The sequence below is a fragment of the Streptomyces avidinii genome (assembly GCF_014650695.1).
Lineage (GTDB): Bacteria > Actinomycetota > Actinomycetes > Streptomycetales > Streptomycetaceae > Streptomyces > Streptomyces avidinii.
In genome coordinates this window covers 202,359-218,033 of the sequence record NZ_BMVL01000005.1, presented here as the reverse complement: position 1 = coordinate 218,033, position 15,675 = coordinate 202,359, and the positions used below count along the sequence as shown (strand labels likewise).

The following is a 15,675-nucleotide window of genomic DNA, read 5'->3' as shown; positions in this document are numbered from 1 at the left end:
CGGTCAGGCGCTCTCCAGCGCGGTCCCCTCGTCCGAGGGCCGCGGCTGCAGGTCCGGGTCCACGGACGGGTCCACGGACGGGTCGGACGGCAGGTCCGGATTGTAGGGATCTACGGAATCGTTCGGCAGCGGGGCCGATCCGTCGGACTCCATCGGGTACCCGGGCTCGCCCGGGTCCAGCGGCGGCATGCCCGACTGGGGGTCCGCGGGGAGGATGTCCGACGGCGAGGTGTCGGACGGCGGCTGCTGCTGCGGCCCGGTGCCAGGGTTCGAGGGCGCTTCCGGGTTCTGCGGCCGGGTCTGGCCGGGTGGGTTCGGCGGGGCCTGCGGATCCGCCGGGCAGTCCGTCTCTCCCGGGACCGGCCCCGCTGCCGCGTTCGGCGAGGCGGGTGCGGCCTGGCTCCGGCACGGGTCGCCGGTCGTGGTTCCGGGCGGGGTGAGGGGCCCGTCGGGGATGCCGGCGGCCGGGTCGAAGGCGGGCAGGGCCTTCGGCGGCCGGTCCTGGGCGCCGTCGTCCCCCCGTTTGCGCTCGATCCAGGTGTTGTCGGCGATGTTGACGATGACCAGGTTGTTGATCACGTGCGTGGTGGGTTCGATGACGACGACCTGGTTGGCCTGGTAGCCGCTCCACGGGTCGCCCTTGTGCACCGGGGACCCCTTGGCGGCGCGCGGGGAGGCCAGCGGGTTTCCGCAGCCGCAGCGCACCCTGGGCATGCCGTGCTCGTCCACGAGGACTGCGGTGCCGGCCTGGAGGACGGACTGGAAGTCGTCGGCGCCTCCGTCGCGGAAGGCGTGGTTGGTGACCCGGGTGTCGGCGCGCAGGACGACGGGGGTGAGACCGCGCAGGAAGTCGGGGATCTTGGCCGCTTCGATGTTCGAGGCCTCGGCGAAGGCCCGGGCCTTGGCGTCGTCGGCAGTCAGGAAGCGCACCTGCTGTTCCACGTCGCAGCTGCCGAGCCGCTGGGTGCCGCCGTACAGGCCGGGGGTGGCCGCGTTGACGGTGCGGATGCCCTGACCGGTCGCGTTGGGGAGCGGGGGTTGCACAGGGGCCGACTCGGCGGTGGCCGAGGAGGGGGTGAAGGGGTCCGGTCCGGCGGAGGCGACCGGCTGGAGGTAGACCTCCTGGCTCTCGGCTCCGGCGGCACCCTTCGGCTCCTCCGGGCTGCCGCAGGCCGCGGCGAGCAGGCCGAGGAGGGCGAAGAGGGCGGCGCCTGCGGGTGCATGACGACGCGACGCCTGACGCGGTGTCGGAAGTGACGGTCCGTTCACTTGATTCTCCCTTTTCGCCCCGATTGCTCCCTCCTGTCTGCCCCATCCACGCGGGAGGCGCAACCGGAGAGCATCTTGAACATGTTCAAGGAACCCCGTAGGCTCACCACCGGGAGTTGAACGCGTTCAAGGCTTTGACCGCAGGGCATCGGGGGAGTTCAGGGTGACGGTACTGGTGAACGTGATCGTCACCCTGGGCATGCTCTACGTCGTCCCGGCCGGCCTGCGGCTCATCGACCCGGACCGGCTCCTGCGTACGGCCCGGCTCTGGCCGCTCGCGGCCGCCCCCGGAGCCCTGTGCCTGTGGCTGCCGCGCGGAACGCCCGCCACCGCGCTCGCCTCGCTGTACGCGGCGGCCTGCCTGGTGCTCGCGGCCCGCGCGCCGGTCCGGCGGCTGCGGGTCCGGCCCCTCGCCCCGCCCACGATCGCCGTCACCACCGCCCTGGTCTCGCCCGCGGTCGCCGCCACCGCCCTGGTCGCCGAGCGCGCGGGGTACCGGCTCTTCGGCTTCGACCTCGACATCCTGGCGCTGACCGTGCCCCACTTCCACTTCGCCGGATTCACCGCCGCCCTGGTCGCCGGGCTGGTGTGCCGCACCCTCGGCGGCCGCGCCGGGACCGACCGGCTCGCCCGCGGGGCGGCGTACAGCGTTCCGGCGGGCACCCTGCTCGTCCTCCTCGGCTACTTCGTCGACGACTGGGCCGAACTGCTGGGTGCAGTGGTCCTGACCGGCGGGATGTGGGCCGTGGCCCTGCTGACCTGGCAGGAGATCCGGCCCGCGACCGGGGACCGCACCACGCGGATCCTGCTCGCCACCTCGGCCGTCGTGCTCGTGGCCACCATGCTGCTCGCCCTGTGGTGGGCGGTCGGCGAGGCCACCGGGATCCCGCACCCCACCCTGACCTGGATGGCCGCCACCCACGGCCTCGGGAACGCACTCGGGTTCGCCCTGTGCGCGCTGCTCGCCTGGCGCCGGCTGGCCTCCGACGCCCGTACCACCGGGCCCCGCACCGCCCCCGACCGCACCAGCACCAGCATCCCTGCACACACCACCGCGCGCACCACCGCCGACCGACTGGAGACCTCGCCATGACCCGCCTCATCAGCGCCGGCCGGGACACCGTCAACTACCCCGACCGGGGCGCGACGGCCCACCGGCCGCTGCCCGCCGGATACAACCACCTGCGCCACCGCACCCGCCTCGGGCACGGCCGGGCCGTGTTCGAGGGGGCCGGGACCGCCGTCACCACCTTCCACGCCCACCGGACCTCGGGAATGCGCGTACAGGCCGACGTCGGCGCGGTCCGGCCCGGCAGCCGGGTGGTCGTCGGGATCGGCCTCGGGCCGCTGCGGATCGACGCCCCGTGCCAGGTGATCTGGACCGCGTACGAGCCCGCCCGCATCGGTTTCGCCTACGGAACGCTGGCCGGGCACCCCGAGTGCGGGGAGGAGTCCTTCATCGTGGACATGGACCCGGACGGCACGGTGTGGTTCACGGTCACCGCCTTCAGCCGCCCGAACACCTGGTACACCCGCCTCGCCGGCCCGGTCGTCCCCTTCCTCCAGCTCCGCTACGCCCGCCGGCTGGGCCACCACCTGCGCAGGCTGGCCACCACCGGCTGACCGGTCCGATACTGGAGGCGATGGACTGGTTCACGGCGCCCGGATACTGGCTCGCCCGGCTGATCTTCCAGCGGGCCCTGGCCGGTGTCTACCTCGTCGCCTTCGTCGGGGCCGCCCTGCAGTTCCGGGCCCTGATCGGGGCGCACGGCATGCTGCCCGTGCCGCGCTACGTACGGTACGTGCCCTTCCGGCACGCCCCGAGCCTGTTCCAACTGCGCTATTCCGACCGGCTCTTCGCCGGCTGCGCCTGGGGCGGGGCCGCGCTGGCGGCGGCGCTGGCCGCCGGGGCAGGGGACGAGGTGCCGCTGGCTGCGGCCATGGCCATGTGGGCCGCGCTATGGGTGCTCTACCTCTCGATCGTGAACGTGGGGCAGACCTGGTACTCCTTCGGCTGGGAGTCGCTGCTGCTGGAGGTGGGTTTCCTCGCCGTGTTCCTCGGCAACGCACGGGCCGGACCTCCCGTACTGGTGCTGTGGCTGCTGCGCTGGGTGCTCTTCCGCGTGGAATTCGGGGCCGGACTGATCAAGCTGCGCGGGGACTCCTGCTGGCGCAAGCTGACCTGCCTGTACTTCCATCACGAGACCCAGCCGATGGCGGGGCCGCTGAGCTGGTTCTTCCACCACCTGCCGAAGCCGCTGCACCGGGTGGAGTGCGCGGCCAACCACGTGACCCAACTGGTCGTCCCGGTGCTGCTGTTCACCCCGCAGCCGGTGGCCTCGTACGCTGCCGGGATCATCATCGCGACCCAGCTGTGGCTGGTGCTGTCGGGCAACTTCGCCTGGCTGAACTGGCTGACGATCACCCTGGCCGTCTCGGCCGTCGACTTCACCGGGATCGCCGGCCCTCCCCCGGCAGCCGCCTCGCGCACGTCTCCGGTGTGGTTCGTGGTCCTGGTGTGCGCGGTGACGGCCCTCGTACTGTTCCTCAGCCGCCACCCCGTGCTCAACATGGTCTCGCGCCGCCAGGTGATGAACCGCTCCTTCGACGCGCTCCACCTGGTGAACACCTACGGGGCCTTCGGCTCGGTCGGCCGGGTCCGGATGGAGGTGGTGGTGGAGGGCACCGCGGACCGGGTGCCGCGCGCGGACGGGGACTGGCGCGCGTACGGCTTCAAGGGCAAACCGGGTGACATTTATCGGATCCCGCGCCAGTTCGCCCCGTACCACCTGCGGCTGGACTGGCTGATGTGGTTCGCGGCGATCTCCCCCGACTACGCGCGGGACTGGTTCGGGCCTTTCGTGGAGCGGCTGCTGGCGGGCGACCGGGACACGCTGCGGCTGCTGCGCGACAACCCGTTCCCGGACGCACCGCCCGTCCACGTCCGGGCCCTGCTGTACCGCTACCGGTTCACGACGTGGCGGGAGCTGCGCGAGACGGGGGCCTGGTGGCACCGCACGCTGGTGCGCGAGTACCTCCCGCCGACCCGCCTCGCGGACGCACGAGCGTCAGAGCCCGAGTAGGGCCGCCTCGCGCTCCGGGGACAGGCCCGGGGCCGGCCGGTCGGGCCGCTGCGGGGCGATGCCGCCGAGCGTGCGCAGCCAGGCCCAGGTATCGGCCACGGTCTCCTCGACCGGCCGGCACTTCAGGCCGGCGGCCAGCGCCCTGGAGACGTCCCCGCGGTGCATGTGGTCGTAGGCCTCCCCCTCGGGCACCCAGATCGGGAGCTCGGTCCAGGGCTCCACGCCCGCCTCCAGGATCCGGGCCGGGTCGGTCCAGCGCAGGTCGGCGCCGCTCCCGGTGGTGGCGGCGCAGGCGTCGAGGAGAGTGCCCGTCGTGGCGTGCCCGGCCGGGGAGACCAGGTTGTACGCGCCCCCGAGCCCGGCCGCGGCAGCGTCCAGGGTCCAGCCCGCGAGGTCGCGTACGTCGATGTACTGGAGCGGGAGTCCGCGCGGTCCGGGGGCGACCACGGGACCGCCGCGGGCGGTGCGGTTCAGCCACCACGGCAGCCGGCCGACGTTCTCGTACGGGCCCAGGATCAACCCGGCCCGCACCAGCAGGGCGCGGTCGGCGAAGGCGTCCACGGCGGCGAGTTCGGCGCCCCGCTTGTCCTCGGCGTAGGCGGTCGACCCGGCGTCCGGCGAGCCCCCGACGAGGAGGCCGTCCTCGGCGAGGCCGGCGGGGGCGGGGTACGCGTACACGGAGCGGCTGGAGATGTACGCGTAGTGTCCGACCCGGTCGCGCAGCAGGCGGCCGCTGTCGCGTACCGCAGTGGGGGCACCGCCCCAGGTGTCGACGACGAGGTCCCACTCCCCCGCGGCGAGGGCGGCCAGGCCGCCGGGGGCGGTGCGGTCCCCGTGCAGGGCGGAGGTGCCCGGCGGGGGCGCGTGGTTACCACGGTGGAAGACGGTCACCTCCCAGCCCCGGGCCAGGGCGTCCTCGGTGATCGCGCGTCCGACGAATTCGGTACCACCCAGCATCAGCAGTTTCATGCACGTCAGCCTGCCGGGGCGGGTGGGGCGGGGGAAGCGGTGATCGCCCTCGGCGATGACGCTCAGGGCGTAGCCGGTCCGGGAACCCGGCCGGACCGGGGCTTCGGACACGCTCCGACGGGCAGAGCAGCGCCCCCGGTGCACGTGGGCACGAGGGGGCGCCGGGTACCGCTCTGCGGGCTAGTCGATGCCGGGCAGGATGTGCGCTTCCGCCAGGTCGTCCTCGTAGCCGGCCAGCCGGATCGGGGCGGATCGGGCCCAGACCTCAAGACTTCCGAGTTCGTCGGTCCGGGGCTTCGCCCGGGTTGCCGTCCGCTCCATGACCGTCGGTTCGGGCTTGGTCTTCTCAGTCACCGCGCACTCCTTTGCGTCGCGCAACCCGGCAAGCGACCGCGAGCCGGGCAAGGGATAAAGGGTTTCCGGACGCGGTGGCGCCTTAGTGGAGCGCGGCCCGGATGGGGGCCGTCTTGATGCCCCAGAGTACACATATGAGCGGACCTCCGCTCTATCGGAAGGCAAAATCCGCTGCGCCCTCTTACTTTCGCCCCTAGTTCAGCAAGTCGTGGGGCTGCGGGTACGTGACGGGTGATCTGCTCGACCCCGGACGCGCAGGGCGTGACGGAGGGGGTCGGCGGTGGCGAAGTCCGGGGTGCCCGAAGCTCAAGTGCCGTACGTCGCAAGCGTGCTGGAGCTGATGGAGCTCCTGCACGGCGGTCCCGACGACCAGGGTCTGCGGACCGCGGCCCTGCTGCGGCGCTCGCACCCCTTCGACAAGGAACTGCAGCTCGCGGGCTTGCTCCACGACATCGGGCGGCTGCTCCGTCTGAGTGACGGGACGGTTACCGTCGGAGTGGCGGCGGAGGCGATCCGCCCCCTGCTGGGCCGGCGGGTGGCCCGGCTGGTACGGCTGTCGGGCGCCCCGGGCGAAGAGGGCGCCCACGGCGAGGAGGGCGCGCCCGGCGCGCGCCACGACGCCGAACCCGACGCAGACACAGACGCGGACGCCGCGGCCGAGGCCGACTCCGAGGCGGTGGCCACCCTGCGCCACGCCCGGGACTCGGCCGCCGCGGCGGACCTGGACGCGGGCGTGCTGGAGGACTGGCGGCCGCTGCTGGACCTGGTCGCCGCGGGGGCCCGCCGGGGCGGGCCCGCCCGGAACGCACTCGACCCCCTCGGTGCGCCGAGGGGGTCGAGGAGGCCGGTCAGGGGCCGCCCCTGAAGGGCAGGCGGCTCCGGGGCTACCAGTTCGCCGGGGCGTAGTCCTTGAGGAAGACGCCGAACAGGTCCTCGCCGGCCTCGCCGCGGACGATCGGGTCGTAGACCCGGGCGGCGCCGTCGACGAGGTCGAGCGGGGCGTGGAAGCCCTCCTCGGCGAGGCGCAGCTTGTCGAAGTGCGGGCGCTCGTCGGTGATCCAGCCGGTGTCGACCGAGGTCATCAGGATGCGGTCGGTCTGGAACATCTCCTGGCCGCTGGTCCGCGTCACCATGTTCATCGCGGCCTTGGCGGCATTGGTGTTCGGATGCCCCGCGCCCTTGTAGCCGCGGCCGAAGACGCCCTCCATCGCCGATACGTTGACGATGTACGCCCGCCCGTTGGCCGCCTTCCGGGCGGCCTCCGCCATGGCCGGCCGCAGTGCGCTGATCAGGATGAACGGCGACGTGTAGTTGCACAGCTGGGTCTCGAGCAGCTCCACCGGGGAGATCTGGTCGATGGTCTGCACCCAGGTGTTGCTCTCGACGACATCGGGCAGCAGGCCGCCCGCGTCGATGGCGGTGCCGGCGAGGTGCCGCTCCAGGCTGGCGTTGCCCGCGACCAGGGCGAGGTCGGCGACCTTCTGCGCCTCAAGCCCGCTCACTCCGACCGGCAGCGCCGCCAGGCCGTCGACCGCGCCGGAGTTGAAGGCGCCGATGACGTGGTGCGCGGGAAGCTCGCCGGCGGGGAGCGGGGCGCCCTCGCCCTCGACGAGCGCCGCGTAGGCGCTGGGCAGGCGGCGCACGGTCTGCGTCGCGTTGTTGATCAGGATGTCGAGGGGACCGGACCCGGCAACCTGGTCCGCGAGGGCCACGGCCTGGGCCGGGTCGCGCAGGTCGATGCCGACGACCTCCAGGCGGTGCATCCAGTCCGCGGAGTCCTCCATCGCCTTGAAGCGGCGGATGGCGTCCTTGGGGAAGCGCGTGGTGATCGTGGTGTGGGCGCCGTCGCGGAGCAGCCGCAGTGCGATGTACATGCCGATCTTGGCCCGGCCGCCGGTGAGCAGCGCGCGCTTGCCGGTCAGGTCGGCCCGGGCCTCCCGCCTGGTCCGGTTCTCGACGGCGCACGGCTGGCAGAGCTGGTGGTAGAAGTAGTCGACCTCGACGTACCGCGTCTTGCAGACGTAGCAGGAGCGCGGGCGCTGGAGTATCCCGGCGATCCGGCCGGCCTCCGTGACCGAGGAGGGCAGGATGCCCTCGGTCTCGTCGTCGATGCGCTCGGCGGAGCCGGTGGCGGTGGCCTCGGTGACGGCCTTGTCGTTGGCGGTCTTGGCGGCGCGGCGCTCCTGGCGGCGGCGCTGCTTGACCGTGCGGTAGAGGCCGGCGGTGGCACGGCGTACGGTGATCGCGTCGGGGTGGTCGACATCGAGCTTGTCCAGCTCGTCGAGCACGCTGAGGCAGAGTGCCAGCCGGTCGGGGTCGATACCGGGCCCGTAGGCGTGCCCGTAGTCCTGGCTGTCTTCGGTCACCGTCATTGCCGCTGCCGTTCCTTGATCACTCGTCCGCATCCGCCTGCTGCGGAAGTCCTCAAAAGGGCAACTGTACGGATCGCGCGCGCCCGGAGCCAAACCCGATCCCGGCACCCTCACCCACCGCACGCGGAGCGTCACCGTACGCGGTGCCGCGGTGACTCCGGGGCACCGTAGAGGTCGCTTTCCGCTGCCGCCAGAGCCACGCTGCGTACTCCCGTACTACGCCGGGAGTATGACTGATCACCACCTGTGGACGGAGGAATAGCGCAGATGGGTCGGGCATTGTGGACCTTATGAGTGCACTGGCGCTGTCGGTCCTGCTGTGCCTCGTGTCCGCCTTGGCGTACGCGGGCGGCGCGATCGTCCAGGAACGGGTCGCGGCGAGCACGCCGGACCGCCGGTACGCGCCGCTGCGCCGGGGTGTCTGGTGGGTGGCGGTGGGGCTGAACGGCCTCGGCGCGCTGCTGCACGTGGTGGCCCTCGCGTACGGACCGCTGAGCCTGGTGCAGCCGCTCGGCGCGCTCACCATCGTCTTCGCCCTGCCGATGGCCGCCGTGTTCGTACGGCGCCGGGCGGGCGCGGCCGCCTGGCGCGGGGCGGTGCTGGCCACGGTCGGCCTGGCCGGGCTGCTCGCGCTGACCGGGGGGAGCGGACGGGCGCAGCAGGCGCTGGCGGGCGCCGAGCGCGGCGTGCTGCTCGTGGTGACCGCAGGGGTGGTGCTGGTGCTGTTCCTTGCGGCGCACCGGATGCGCCGCGCGGTGGTGCACAGCGTGCTGCTGGCCGCGGCCGCCGGTACGGCCTTCGGCATGGCCTCGGTGTTCACCAAGTCGGTGGCCGAGGCTTTCGGGCCGGGCGCACTGCCCGGCCTGCGGCCCGATCTCGCGGCGATCGCGGTCCTGGCGGCCGGCGGGCTGCTGCTGTCGCAGGCGGCCTACCGCGGCGCGGGGCTGACCGCGCCGCTGGCCACCGTGACGGTGGTCAACCCGGTGGTGGCGGCGACGGTCGGCATCACGCTGTTCGACGAGGGCTTCCGGTACGGGACCGCGGGCGCGACGGCGGCCGTGGCCAGCGCCGCCCTCGCGGCGGCCGGCCTTGTCCTGCTCACCGTCGTGCCCTCGCACGTGCGCGGGTCAGATGCGGACCCCGTTGCTGCGGAGGTACTTCAGCGGGTCGATGTCGGAGCCGTAGCCGGGTCCCGTGCGCATCTCGAAGTGCAGGTGCGGGCCGGTGGTGTTGCCGGTCGAGCCGGAGCGGCCGATGCGCTGGCCGCCGGAGACCTGCTGGCCGGCCTTGACCCCGAGGGCGGAGAGGTGCGCGTACTGGGAGTACCGGCCGTCGGTGTGCCGGATGACGACCTGGTAGCCGTACGCCCCGGCCCAGCCGGCGGAGACGATCTGGCCGGGTCCGACCGACTTGACGGTGGTACCGGTCGCCACCGGGAAGTCGACGCCCGTGTGGTAGCCGCTGGACCAGGAGGATCCCGAGACGCGGTAGGCGGTGCCGAGAGCGGCGTCGACGGGGGCGGAGAAGCCGCCCGCATCCGGCTTCTGCTGCGCTGAGGCGGGCTGCGACGCGGGCTTCTCGGCCGGCTTCGGTGCAGGCTTCTCGACCGGTTTCGGTGCGGGCTTCTCGGCGGGCTTCTCTGCGGCCGGCTCCACGGGCTTCACCGGGTCGGCGGTGCGCGGCGGCTTCTCCGGGTCCTGGCGGGGCGGCGGCGGTGTGGCCGGCGCCGTGGTGACGCGCAGGGTGAGCCGCTGGCCCGGGAAGATCAGGTTCGGGTTGTCCCCGACGGTGGATCGGTTGGTCTCGTACAGCGCCTGCCAGCCGCCCTCGACGCGCTGGTCGGTGGCGATCGCGGAGAGCGAGTCGCCCGGCGCCACGACGTACGGGTTCGGCAGGACGGAGGTGCCCGTCGGCCGGGGCCCGGTCCCCTGCGCCGGTACCTGCACCTGACGCTGGGTCTGGGGCTGGGCCTGGGCCTCGGGCCGGGCCTGCGCCGTGGGCCGGGACGGGGCCGGGGCCTGCGGGGTGACGGCCGGCGCCGGTCCGCTGCGCGTGAGCCCGGCCTGCTTCCCGCACTGGGGCCAGGCGCCGGGCCCCTGCCCCCCGAGCACCTTCTCCGCCACCGCTATCTGCTGGTCCTTGGTGGCCAGGTCGGCGCGCGGGGCGTAGGCGGTGCCGCCGAAGGCCCGCCAGGTGCTCTGGCTGAACTGGAGGCCGCCGTAGTAGCCGTTGCCGGTGTTGATGCGCCAGTTGTTCGTCGACTCGCAGGCCGCGACCTTGTTCCAGGTGTCGACGGAGGCCGCGTGGGCGACGCCGGCGCCCATGAGCGGGAGCGCGATTCCTGCGCCGCCGGCGGTGACGGCCAGCGAGGCCCGGTTGATGCTGCTCGGCTGATACCGGCGGTGCCGGCCCCGTACACCCATGGGAGCCCCCATCGAAGACATCAGGAACCGCACAACTTAACGTCGCGATCAGGGCATGACAAGAGGCGCAACGGGGCGCATGCCAAGGGAACTTGACCGTGTCTCGACGGCCAGGAGATCCGTTCCGGTCCGGGTCGGGGTAGCGTCGGTGCTCCCCGCCCACCGAAGGCACACCGAAGCACGCAGGAGCGCAACGATGAGCACCAGCACAGCCCAGATCGGCGTCACCGGACTCGCGGTGATGGGCAGCAACCTCGCACGCAACTTCGCCCGCAACGGATTCACCGTGGCCGTCCACAACCGCACCGCCACCAAGACCACGGCGTTGGTGGAGGAATTCGGGCACGAGGGCACCTTCGTGACGGCCGAGTCGGCGAAGGAGTTCGTCGACGCGCTGGAGCGCCCCCGCCGCATCGTCATCATGGTGAAGGCCGGCGAGCCGACCGATGCCGTGATCCGCGAGTTCGCCCCGCTCCTGGAGGAGGGCGACGTCATCATCGACGGCGGCAACGCGCACTTCGAGGACACCCGGCGCCGGGAGCGGGAACTGCGCGAGCAGGGCATTCACTTCGTGGGGGTGGGCATCTCCGGGGGCGAGGAGGGCGCGCTGCTCGGCCCCAGCATCATGCCGGGCGGCTCGACGGAGTCGTACGCCTCCCTCGGCCCGCTGTTGGAGAAGATCGCGGCGAAGGCCGCCGACGGGACGCCGTGCACCTCGCACATCGGTCCCGACGGCGCCGGACACTTCGTCAAGATGGTGCACAACGGCATCGAGTACGCCGACATGCAGCTCATCGCCGAGGCCTACCACCTGCTGCGCGAGGTCGCGGGCTACTCCCCCGCGAAGATCGCGGAGACCTTCCGGGAGTGGAACCGCGGGCGCCTGGACTCGTACCTGATCGAGATCACGGCGGAGGTGCTGGCGCACACGGACGCCGAGACCGGGCAGGCGTTCGTCGACATCGTGGCCGACGCCGCCGAGCAGAAGGGCACCGGCCGCTGGACCGTGCAGATCGCCCTCGACCTCGGTGTACCGGTGTCGGGGATCGCCGAGGCGGTCTTCGCCCGCGCCGTCTCCGGCCACGCGGACCTGCGCAAGGCCGCGCGCGGGCTCGCGGGGCCGACGGCCGCCGCGCTCGCGCCGGAGGCGGCGGAGGCCTTCGCCGCGCAGGTGGAGCAGGCGCTGTACGCGTCGAAGATCGTCTCGTACACCCAGGGCTTCCACCAGATCCGGGCCGGCAGCGAGGAGTACGGCTGGAACGTGGACCTGGGCGCGGTGGCCTCGTTGTGGCGGGGCGGCTGCATCATCCGGGCCGCGTTCCTTGACCGGATCCGGGCGGCCTACGACGCCCGGCCCGAGCTGCCGAGCCTGCTGGCGGACGAGCGGTTCGCCGAGGAGATCGCGGCGGATCAGGAGGGCTGGCGGTCCGTCCTGGTGGAGGCGGTGCGCCAGGGCGTCCCGGTCCCGGCGTTCTCGGCCTCACTGGCCTACTACGACGCGCTGCGCGCGGAACGGCTCCCCGCGGCCCTCACCCAGGGGCAGCGGGACTTCTTCGGGGCGCACACCTACCGGCGGACCGACCGCGAGGGCTCGTTCCACACCCTCTGGAGCGGCGACCGCTCCGAAGTCAGCTCGTAGGGTCGGGTCGGCTCAGGGGCCCGGGCTGGGGGATCGGCGCGGGCCCCGGCGGCGGCGGGATCGGGTCCGGCTCGGGCACCGGGCCGGGCACGGGCGGCACGGGCCGCGGCATGGGCTCGGGGTCGGGGAACGGGCTGGGATCCGGGACGGGGTCGGGGCCCGGGACGGGCGGCTGCGTCTCTTCTGCGTCTTGCTTTCGCACCATAGGGCCCACTTTCCCGCGATTGCGGCGGGTATGCCTGCCCTACGGGGCCGAACGCATCGCCAGGCCCGCGGCCAGGCCCGGAGCCGGGCTGGAGAGGACCGGGACCGTGCCCGTGACCAGGTCCGCGGCTCCGGCCATAGAGGCCTGGGCCAGCACGATGACGTCCGCTTCGGTGACGGAGCCGGCGACCTCGGCCACGCGGGCGAGGTACCCGGCCGTGTCACCCGCCTCGAAGCGCTCCCAGGCCCCGGCGACCAGGTGCGTACGGATGGACACGGGCCGCTCACCGGCCTCCTCGACCAGCAGCTCCCCGGTGGGGGAGAGCGTCGATTCCACGGCGGCCAGTACGGCGATCCGCGCGCCCGCGCGCACTGCGGCGGCCGCCATCGGCCGGTCCACCCGCAGCACCGGGACGCCGAGCGCTGGAGCCAGGGACTCCGCGGTCGCCCCGATGGTGGAACACGTCACCAGCACAGCGCCTGCCCCGGCGCCTGCTTCGGCGAGCAGCCCCCGCAGGGCCGGAGCCACCGACTCCGGCCCTTCCGTGCGGGCCCGCTCCAGCAGCTCCGGCGCGACCAGGTGCCGCAGCACGGCCCCCGGATGGTTCCGGTCGCGCAGGGCGTCGAAGACCGGGACGTGCACGGGTGAGGTGTGCAGCAGCAGCAGGTCGGTCACCCGAGGCGGGTGTCCGAGGCCAACTGCACCTTGGCCGCCAGCACGACCTCGGCGGCCGGCTCGGGCGCCTCGTCGGGATGCTTGGCGGCCCAGCTCGCCGCGTACGGGCAGAGCGGCACCACGGGCACCCCTTCGGCGGCGGCGATCCCGTAGAAGGTCTTCACCAGCCCGCCCGCGATGCCGCGGCCCTCGTGGCCCTGCTCGACGACGGTGTGCACCGCGACCAGGGCGTGCGGCGCTTCGGCGAGCACGAAGTACGCGATGTGGCCGACCACCGCCCCGTCCTCGACGGCGAGCAGCCGTCCCGCTTCACGGTCGTCCCCGTACTCGATCGACATGATCCCCTGCTCCCCTCAGACGGCCACGGCGTGCGGGCTGCGCTGCTGATCCGTACCCGGTACCGGGGCGGAGGCGTCCGCACCCAGCTCGACGATCCGGTTGTCACCGTCCACGTGCACGACGCGGGGCTTGAGCACCCGCGCCTCGGCGTCCTCGACCTGCGCATAGCTGATGAGGATGACCAGGTCCCCGGGGTGCACCAGGTGCGCGGCGGCGCCGTTGATCCCGATGACCCCGGACCCGCGCTCCCCCTCGATGACGTAGGTCTCCAGCCGCGCCCCGTTGGTGATGTCCACGATGTGGACGAGCTCCCCGGGCAGCAGGTCGGCCGCGTCCAGCAGATCGGCGTCGACGGTCACGGAGCCGACGTAGTGCAGGTCGGCCTGGGTGACGGTGGCCCGGTGGATCTTGGACTTGAACATGGTGCGCAGCATTGTGAACTCCTAGAAGACGGCTCCCTGCCAGCTTTCTGCAGGTCAAGGGCGTTCTGCACTGTACATCGGCACGCGTCAGATCGAAGAGTATTAGGAACATCGAACCCCACTGACGAGAAGGCTCCTTGCCTGCACTTGCATGCGAACCAGGCTCTCGTGACGCCGCCAACCAGGCGTCCAATCGGTCAGCCACTTTGGACGCTTGGGGACTGATGCTGATCATATGCCGACCTACCTGATGGCCCGTCAGAGGCATGGGGGGCACAGGACGACCCGCTCCCCCCTGGGCCGGAGCGTCCGTGTAGTCGTGTTGGGCAGCCCCCGGGAATGTGACCCCTGGCCGTGAATCGGAAGCGGATTCAGGGGCAGCGGCAAAAAGCGGGAACCGGGGCGCAAGAAATAACGATCGGAGCAAGGAGACCATCATGGCGAAGCCCAGCCCCATAGGCCTGCAGAAGGCCCTCAAGGGCGCCGGATATCCCGCCAAGCGCCGAAGACCCCGCCTCTCTGGCGAACATCCCGACGACGTGCAGAAGGCGGTCTTCGGAAGGGGCGCTCGGCGCACGTGCCTCGATCGGTGGGCGTGATCAGCAACGTGCACCCGGATCGGCTCCACGTCGCTCACCACCACCGCCGCGATCACGGGCTTGTGCGCGATGCGCGACAGCAGCAGCTTTTTGCGGGCTTCCGCGTCGAGAAGAACGCCTTCTCCGCACCCACGGCGTCTGCCGTCGGATCCTGGGCCTGGCTCAGTACGCCCTCCGACTGCCGCCGGTCGTCCAGCCCGTTGAGTGTCAGCACGTCCGCCCGGAAAACGTCGGGGTCCCACAACGTCGGCAACTCTGGGGTCCACGCCGCGCCCCTGCTCGTGACCGGCGGGCCATACGCGATGTCGCCTCGGCGCCGGAAGTCCTCCCGAGCCTCCAGTACTGGTGCATGAGAGTGGTCCATGACAACTCCGATGAGGTCCATTCGTGGCCCGAGCAGCCGCCCCCTGGCGGGGCGGTATGAGCTGCGTCTGCCCGGCTCACCGTCTCCAATGCGCTCGGCACTCGCAGATCGGCCCTGTGCGTCCTGCCGTGAACAGGTCGCGGACGTGGCCGACCGCCCGATCCCGGGGGAGGCCACAAAGAGCAAGCGCCCGACACGCTGAGTGGAGCGGAACCGCGCTCTGTGCTCGTCGCGCGATTCACTGGGGTGGCCAGCACACCCTCGCAGAGAAAGGCGCTCCCCATGGGACACGGCGGTGACGTGATCGCGGAATTGATGACCGACCACGAGGAGGTCGAGGAACTTTTCGCGAACATCGAGGAGACCCCCTCCGGTGACGCTCGCAGGAAGATGTACGCCGACCAGGCCACCATGGAACTCGTCCGGCATTCGGTAGCCGAAGAGGCGTACCTGTATCCCGCCGTGCGAAAGCACGTTCCGAACGGCGACGGCATCGCCGACAAGGAACTGGAAGATCACGCCGCGGCGGAACGCATCATGAAGGAACTCGAGGGATGCGACGCCGATCACCCCCGGTTCGACGAACTCATCACGAAGCTGATGACGCAGATCCGCAGCCACGTGAACGACGAAGAGAACAATCTGTTCCCTCGTCTCAAGGAGGCGTGTTCCAAGGAAATTTTGGAGAACCTCGGTGACAAGGTGCGCCAGGCCAAGAAGACGGCGCCCACGCGTCCGCACCCGTCCGCCCCGGACACGCCGCCGGCCAACAAGCTCCTGGCCCCGGGGGTCGGGCTCGTCGACCGACTCCGCGACGCGATGAGCGGACGGGGCAAAGAACCTTCCTGAGCGGGCCGGCGCCTCCCCCTTCGCCGGACCGTCGGCACCTGCGGGAGAGCCGCCGCCTACCCCGGCGCCCACGGCTGTTTCGCCTGCCCTTTCGCGGGCAGCCGCCCCCGGAA

14 protein-coding genes and 1 pseudogene are annotated in these 15,675 nt (G+C 72.3%); 7 read left to right on the top strand and 8 right to left on the bottom strand.

Going from position 1 to position 15,675, the window contains the following annotated elements:
* Positions 1-3 precede the first annotated feature (3 nt).
* A complete protein-coding gene (locus tag IE257_RS14720; RefSeq protein ID WP_189968655.1) occupies positions 4-1,269 on the bottom strand; it encodes a DUF6777 domain-containing protein in 1,266 nt (421 codons plus the stop codon).
* A 163-nt stretch (positions 1,270-1,432) separates the two neighbouring features.
* On the opposite strand from IE257_RS14720, the gene IE257_RS14715 reads away from it, so the two are divergent.
* The 3 genes from IE257_RS14715 to IE257_RS14705 are packed head-to-tail and all read left to right on the top strand — an operon-like array spanning position 1,433 to position 4,352.
* Positions 1,433-2,362, top strand: a complete 930-nt coding sequence (locus IE257_RS14715) for a YndJ family protein (protein WP_189968653.1) — start codon at positions 1,433-1,435, stop codon at positions 2,360-2,362.
* Positions 2,359-2,892, top strand: a complete 534-nt coding sequence (locus IE257_RS14710) for a DUF1990 domain-containing protein (RefSeq protein ID WP_189968651.1) — start codon at positions 2,359-2,361, stop codon at positions 2,890-2,892. The genes IE257_RS14715 and IE257_RS14710 overlap by 4 nt, the downstream gene beginning before the upstream one ends.
* A 20-nt stretch (positions 2,893-2,912) precedes the next feature.
* Positions 2,913-4,352: a lipase maturation factor family protein gene (locus tag IE257_RS14705; protein ID WP_189968649.1), complete on the top strand. Its 1,440-nt coding sequence runs from the start codon at positions 2,913-2,915 to the stop codon at positions 4,350-4,352.
* Here the strand turns inward: IE257_RS14705 and IE257_RS14700 are convergent.
* Positions 4,338-5,321: a Rossmann-fold NAD(P)-binding domain-containing protein gene (locus tag IE257_RS14700; protein ID WP_189969206.1), complete on the bottom strand. Its 984-nt coding sequence runs from the start codon at positions 5,319-5,321 to the stop codon at positions 4,338-4,340. The genes IE257_RS14705 and IE257_RS14700 overlap by 15 nt on opposite strands.
* Positions 5,322-5,501: 180 nt before the next feature.
* Positions 5,502-5,675: a hypothetical protein gene (locus IE257_RS14695; protein WP_189969287.1), complete on the bottom strand. Its 174-nt coding sequence runs from the start codon at positions 5,673-5,675 to the stop codon at positions 5,502-5,504.
* Between the two features lie 310 nt (positions 5,676-5,985).
* Between IE257_RS14695 and IE257_RS14690 the strand changes: the two genes are divergently transcribed.
* Complete coding sequence (locus IE257_RS14690) at positions 5,986-6,540, top strand: metal-dependent phosphohydrolase (protein ID WP_189968647.1); 555 nt, start codon at positions 5,986-5,988, stop codon at positions 6,538-6,540.
* Between the two features lie 19 nt (positions 6,541-6,559).
* On the opposite strand, the gene IE257_RS14685 is transcribed toward IE257_RS14690, so the two are convergent.
* Positions 6,560-8,047, bottom strand: coding sequence for an SDR family NAD(P)-dependent oxidoreductase (locus IE257_RS14685; protein ID WP_189968645.1), 1,488 nt, complete (start codon positions 8,045-8,047; stop codon positions 6,560-6,562).
* Between the two features lie 290 nt (positions 8,048-8,337).
* Here IE257_RS14685 and IE257_RS14680 point away from each other — a divergent pair.
* Positions 8,338-9,150: pseudogene (locus IE257_RS14680) on the top strand (DMT family transporter); the annotation flags it as partial.
* 24 nt (positions 9,151-9,174) lie between these two features.
* On the opposite strand, the gene IE257_RS14675 reads toward IE257_RS14680, so the two are convergent.
* The gene (locus IE257_RS14675) at positions 9,175-10,470 is read right to left on the bottom strand and encodes a transglycosylase family protein (protein WP_189968644.1); all 1,296 of its coding nucleotides are present in this window, start codon (positions 10,468-10,470) and stop codon (positions 9,175-9,177) included.
* 196 nt (positions 10,471-10,666) lie between these two features.
* Between IE257_RS14675 and gnd the strand changes: the two genes are divergently transcribed.
* Positions 10,667-12,109, top strand: a complete 1,443-nt coding sequence (gene gnd / locus IE257_RS14670) for an NADP-dependent phosphogluconate dehydrogenase (RefSeq protein WP_189968642.1) — start codon at positions 10,667-10,669, stop codon at positions 12,107-12,109.
* 244 nt (positions 12,110-12,353) lie between these two features.
* Here the strand turns inward: gnd and IE257_RS14665 are convergent, their stop codons facing one another.
* From IE257_RS14665 to panD, 3 genes are read right to left on the bottom strand one after another with little or no spacing between them, the layout of a single operon-like run.
* The gene (locus IE257_RS14665; RefSeq protein WP_189968640.1) at positions 12,354-12,989 is read right to left on the bottom strand and encodes an aspartate/glutamate racemase family protein; all 636 of its coding nucleotides are present in this window, start codon (positions 12,987-12,989) and stop codon (positions 12,354-12,356) included.
* A complete protein-coding gene (locus IE257_RS14660; protein ID WP_189968638.1) occupies positions 12,986-13,327 on the bottom strand; it encodes a GNAT family N-acetyltransferase in 342 nt (113 codons plus the stop codon). Before IE257_RS14660 ends, IE257_RS14665 begins: the two co-directional genes overlap by 4 nt.
* Positions 13,328-13,342: 15 nt before the next feature.
* Positions 13,343-13,762, bottom strand: coding sequence for an aspartate 1-decarboxylase (gene panD, locus IE257_RS14655; protein ID WP_189968636.1), 420 nt, complete (start codon positions 13,760-13,762; stop codon positions 13,343-13,345).
* A gap of 1,233 nt (positions 13,763-14,995) precedes the next feature.
* Here panD and IE257_RS14650 point away from each other — a divergent pair.
* Positions 14,996-15,562 carry a hemerythrin domain-containing protein gene (locus IE257_RS14650; protein ID WP_189968634.1) on the top strand — a complete coding sequence of 189 codons (567 nt, stop codon included), beginning with the start codon at positions 14,996-14,998 and terminating at the stop codon, positions 15,560-15,562.
* Positions 15,563-15,675: the final 113 nt, after the last annotated feature.

Coding starts and splice junctions, on each gene's coding strand:
- IE257_RS14710 (WP_189968651.1), top strand. CDS start 2,359: ATGACCCGCCTCATCAGCGCCGGCCGGGACACCGTCAACTACCCCGAC.
- IE257_RS14705 (WP_189968649.1), top strand. CDS start 2,913: ATGGACTGGTTCACGGCGCCCGGATACTGGCTCGCCCGGCTGATCTTC.
- IE257_RS14700 (WP_189969206.1), bottom strand. CDS start 5,321: ATGAAACTGCTGATGCTGGGTGGTACCGAATTCGTCGGACGCGCGATC.
- IE257_RS14685 (WP_189968645.1), bottom strand. CDS start 8,047: ATGACGGTGACCGAAGACAGCCAGGACTACGGGCACGCCTACGGGCCC.
- IE257_RS14675 (WP_189968644.1), bottom strand. CDS start 10,470: ATGGGTGTACGGGGCCGGCACCGCCGGTATCAGCCGAGCAGCATCAAC.
- gnd (WP_189968642.1), top strand. CDS start 10,667: ATGAGCACCAGCACAGCCCAGATCGGCGTCACCGGACTCGCGGTGATG.
- IE257_RS14660 (WP_189968638.1), bottom strand. CDS start 13,327: ATGTCGATCGAGTACGGGGACGACCGTGAAGCGGGACGGCTGCTCGCC.
- panD (WP_189968636.1), bottom strand. CDS start 13,762: ATGCTGCGCACCATGTTCAAGTCCAAGATCCACCGGGCCACCGTCACC.
- IE257_RS14650 (WP_189968634.1), top strand. CDS start 14,996: ATGGGACACGGCGGTGACGTGATCGCGGAATTGATGACCGACCACGAG.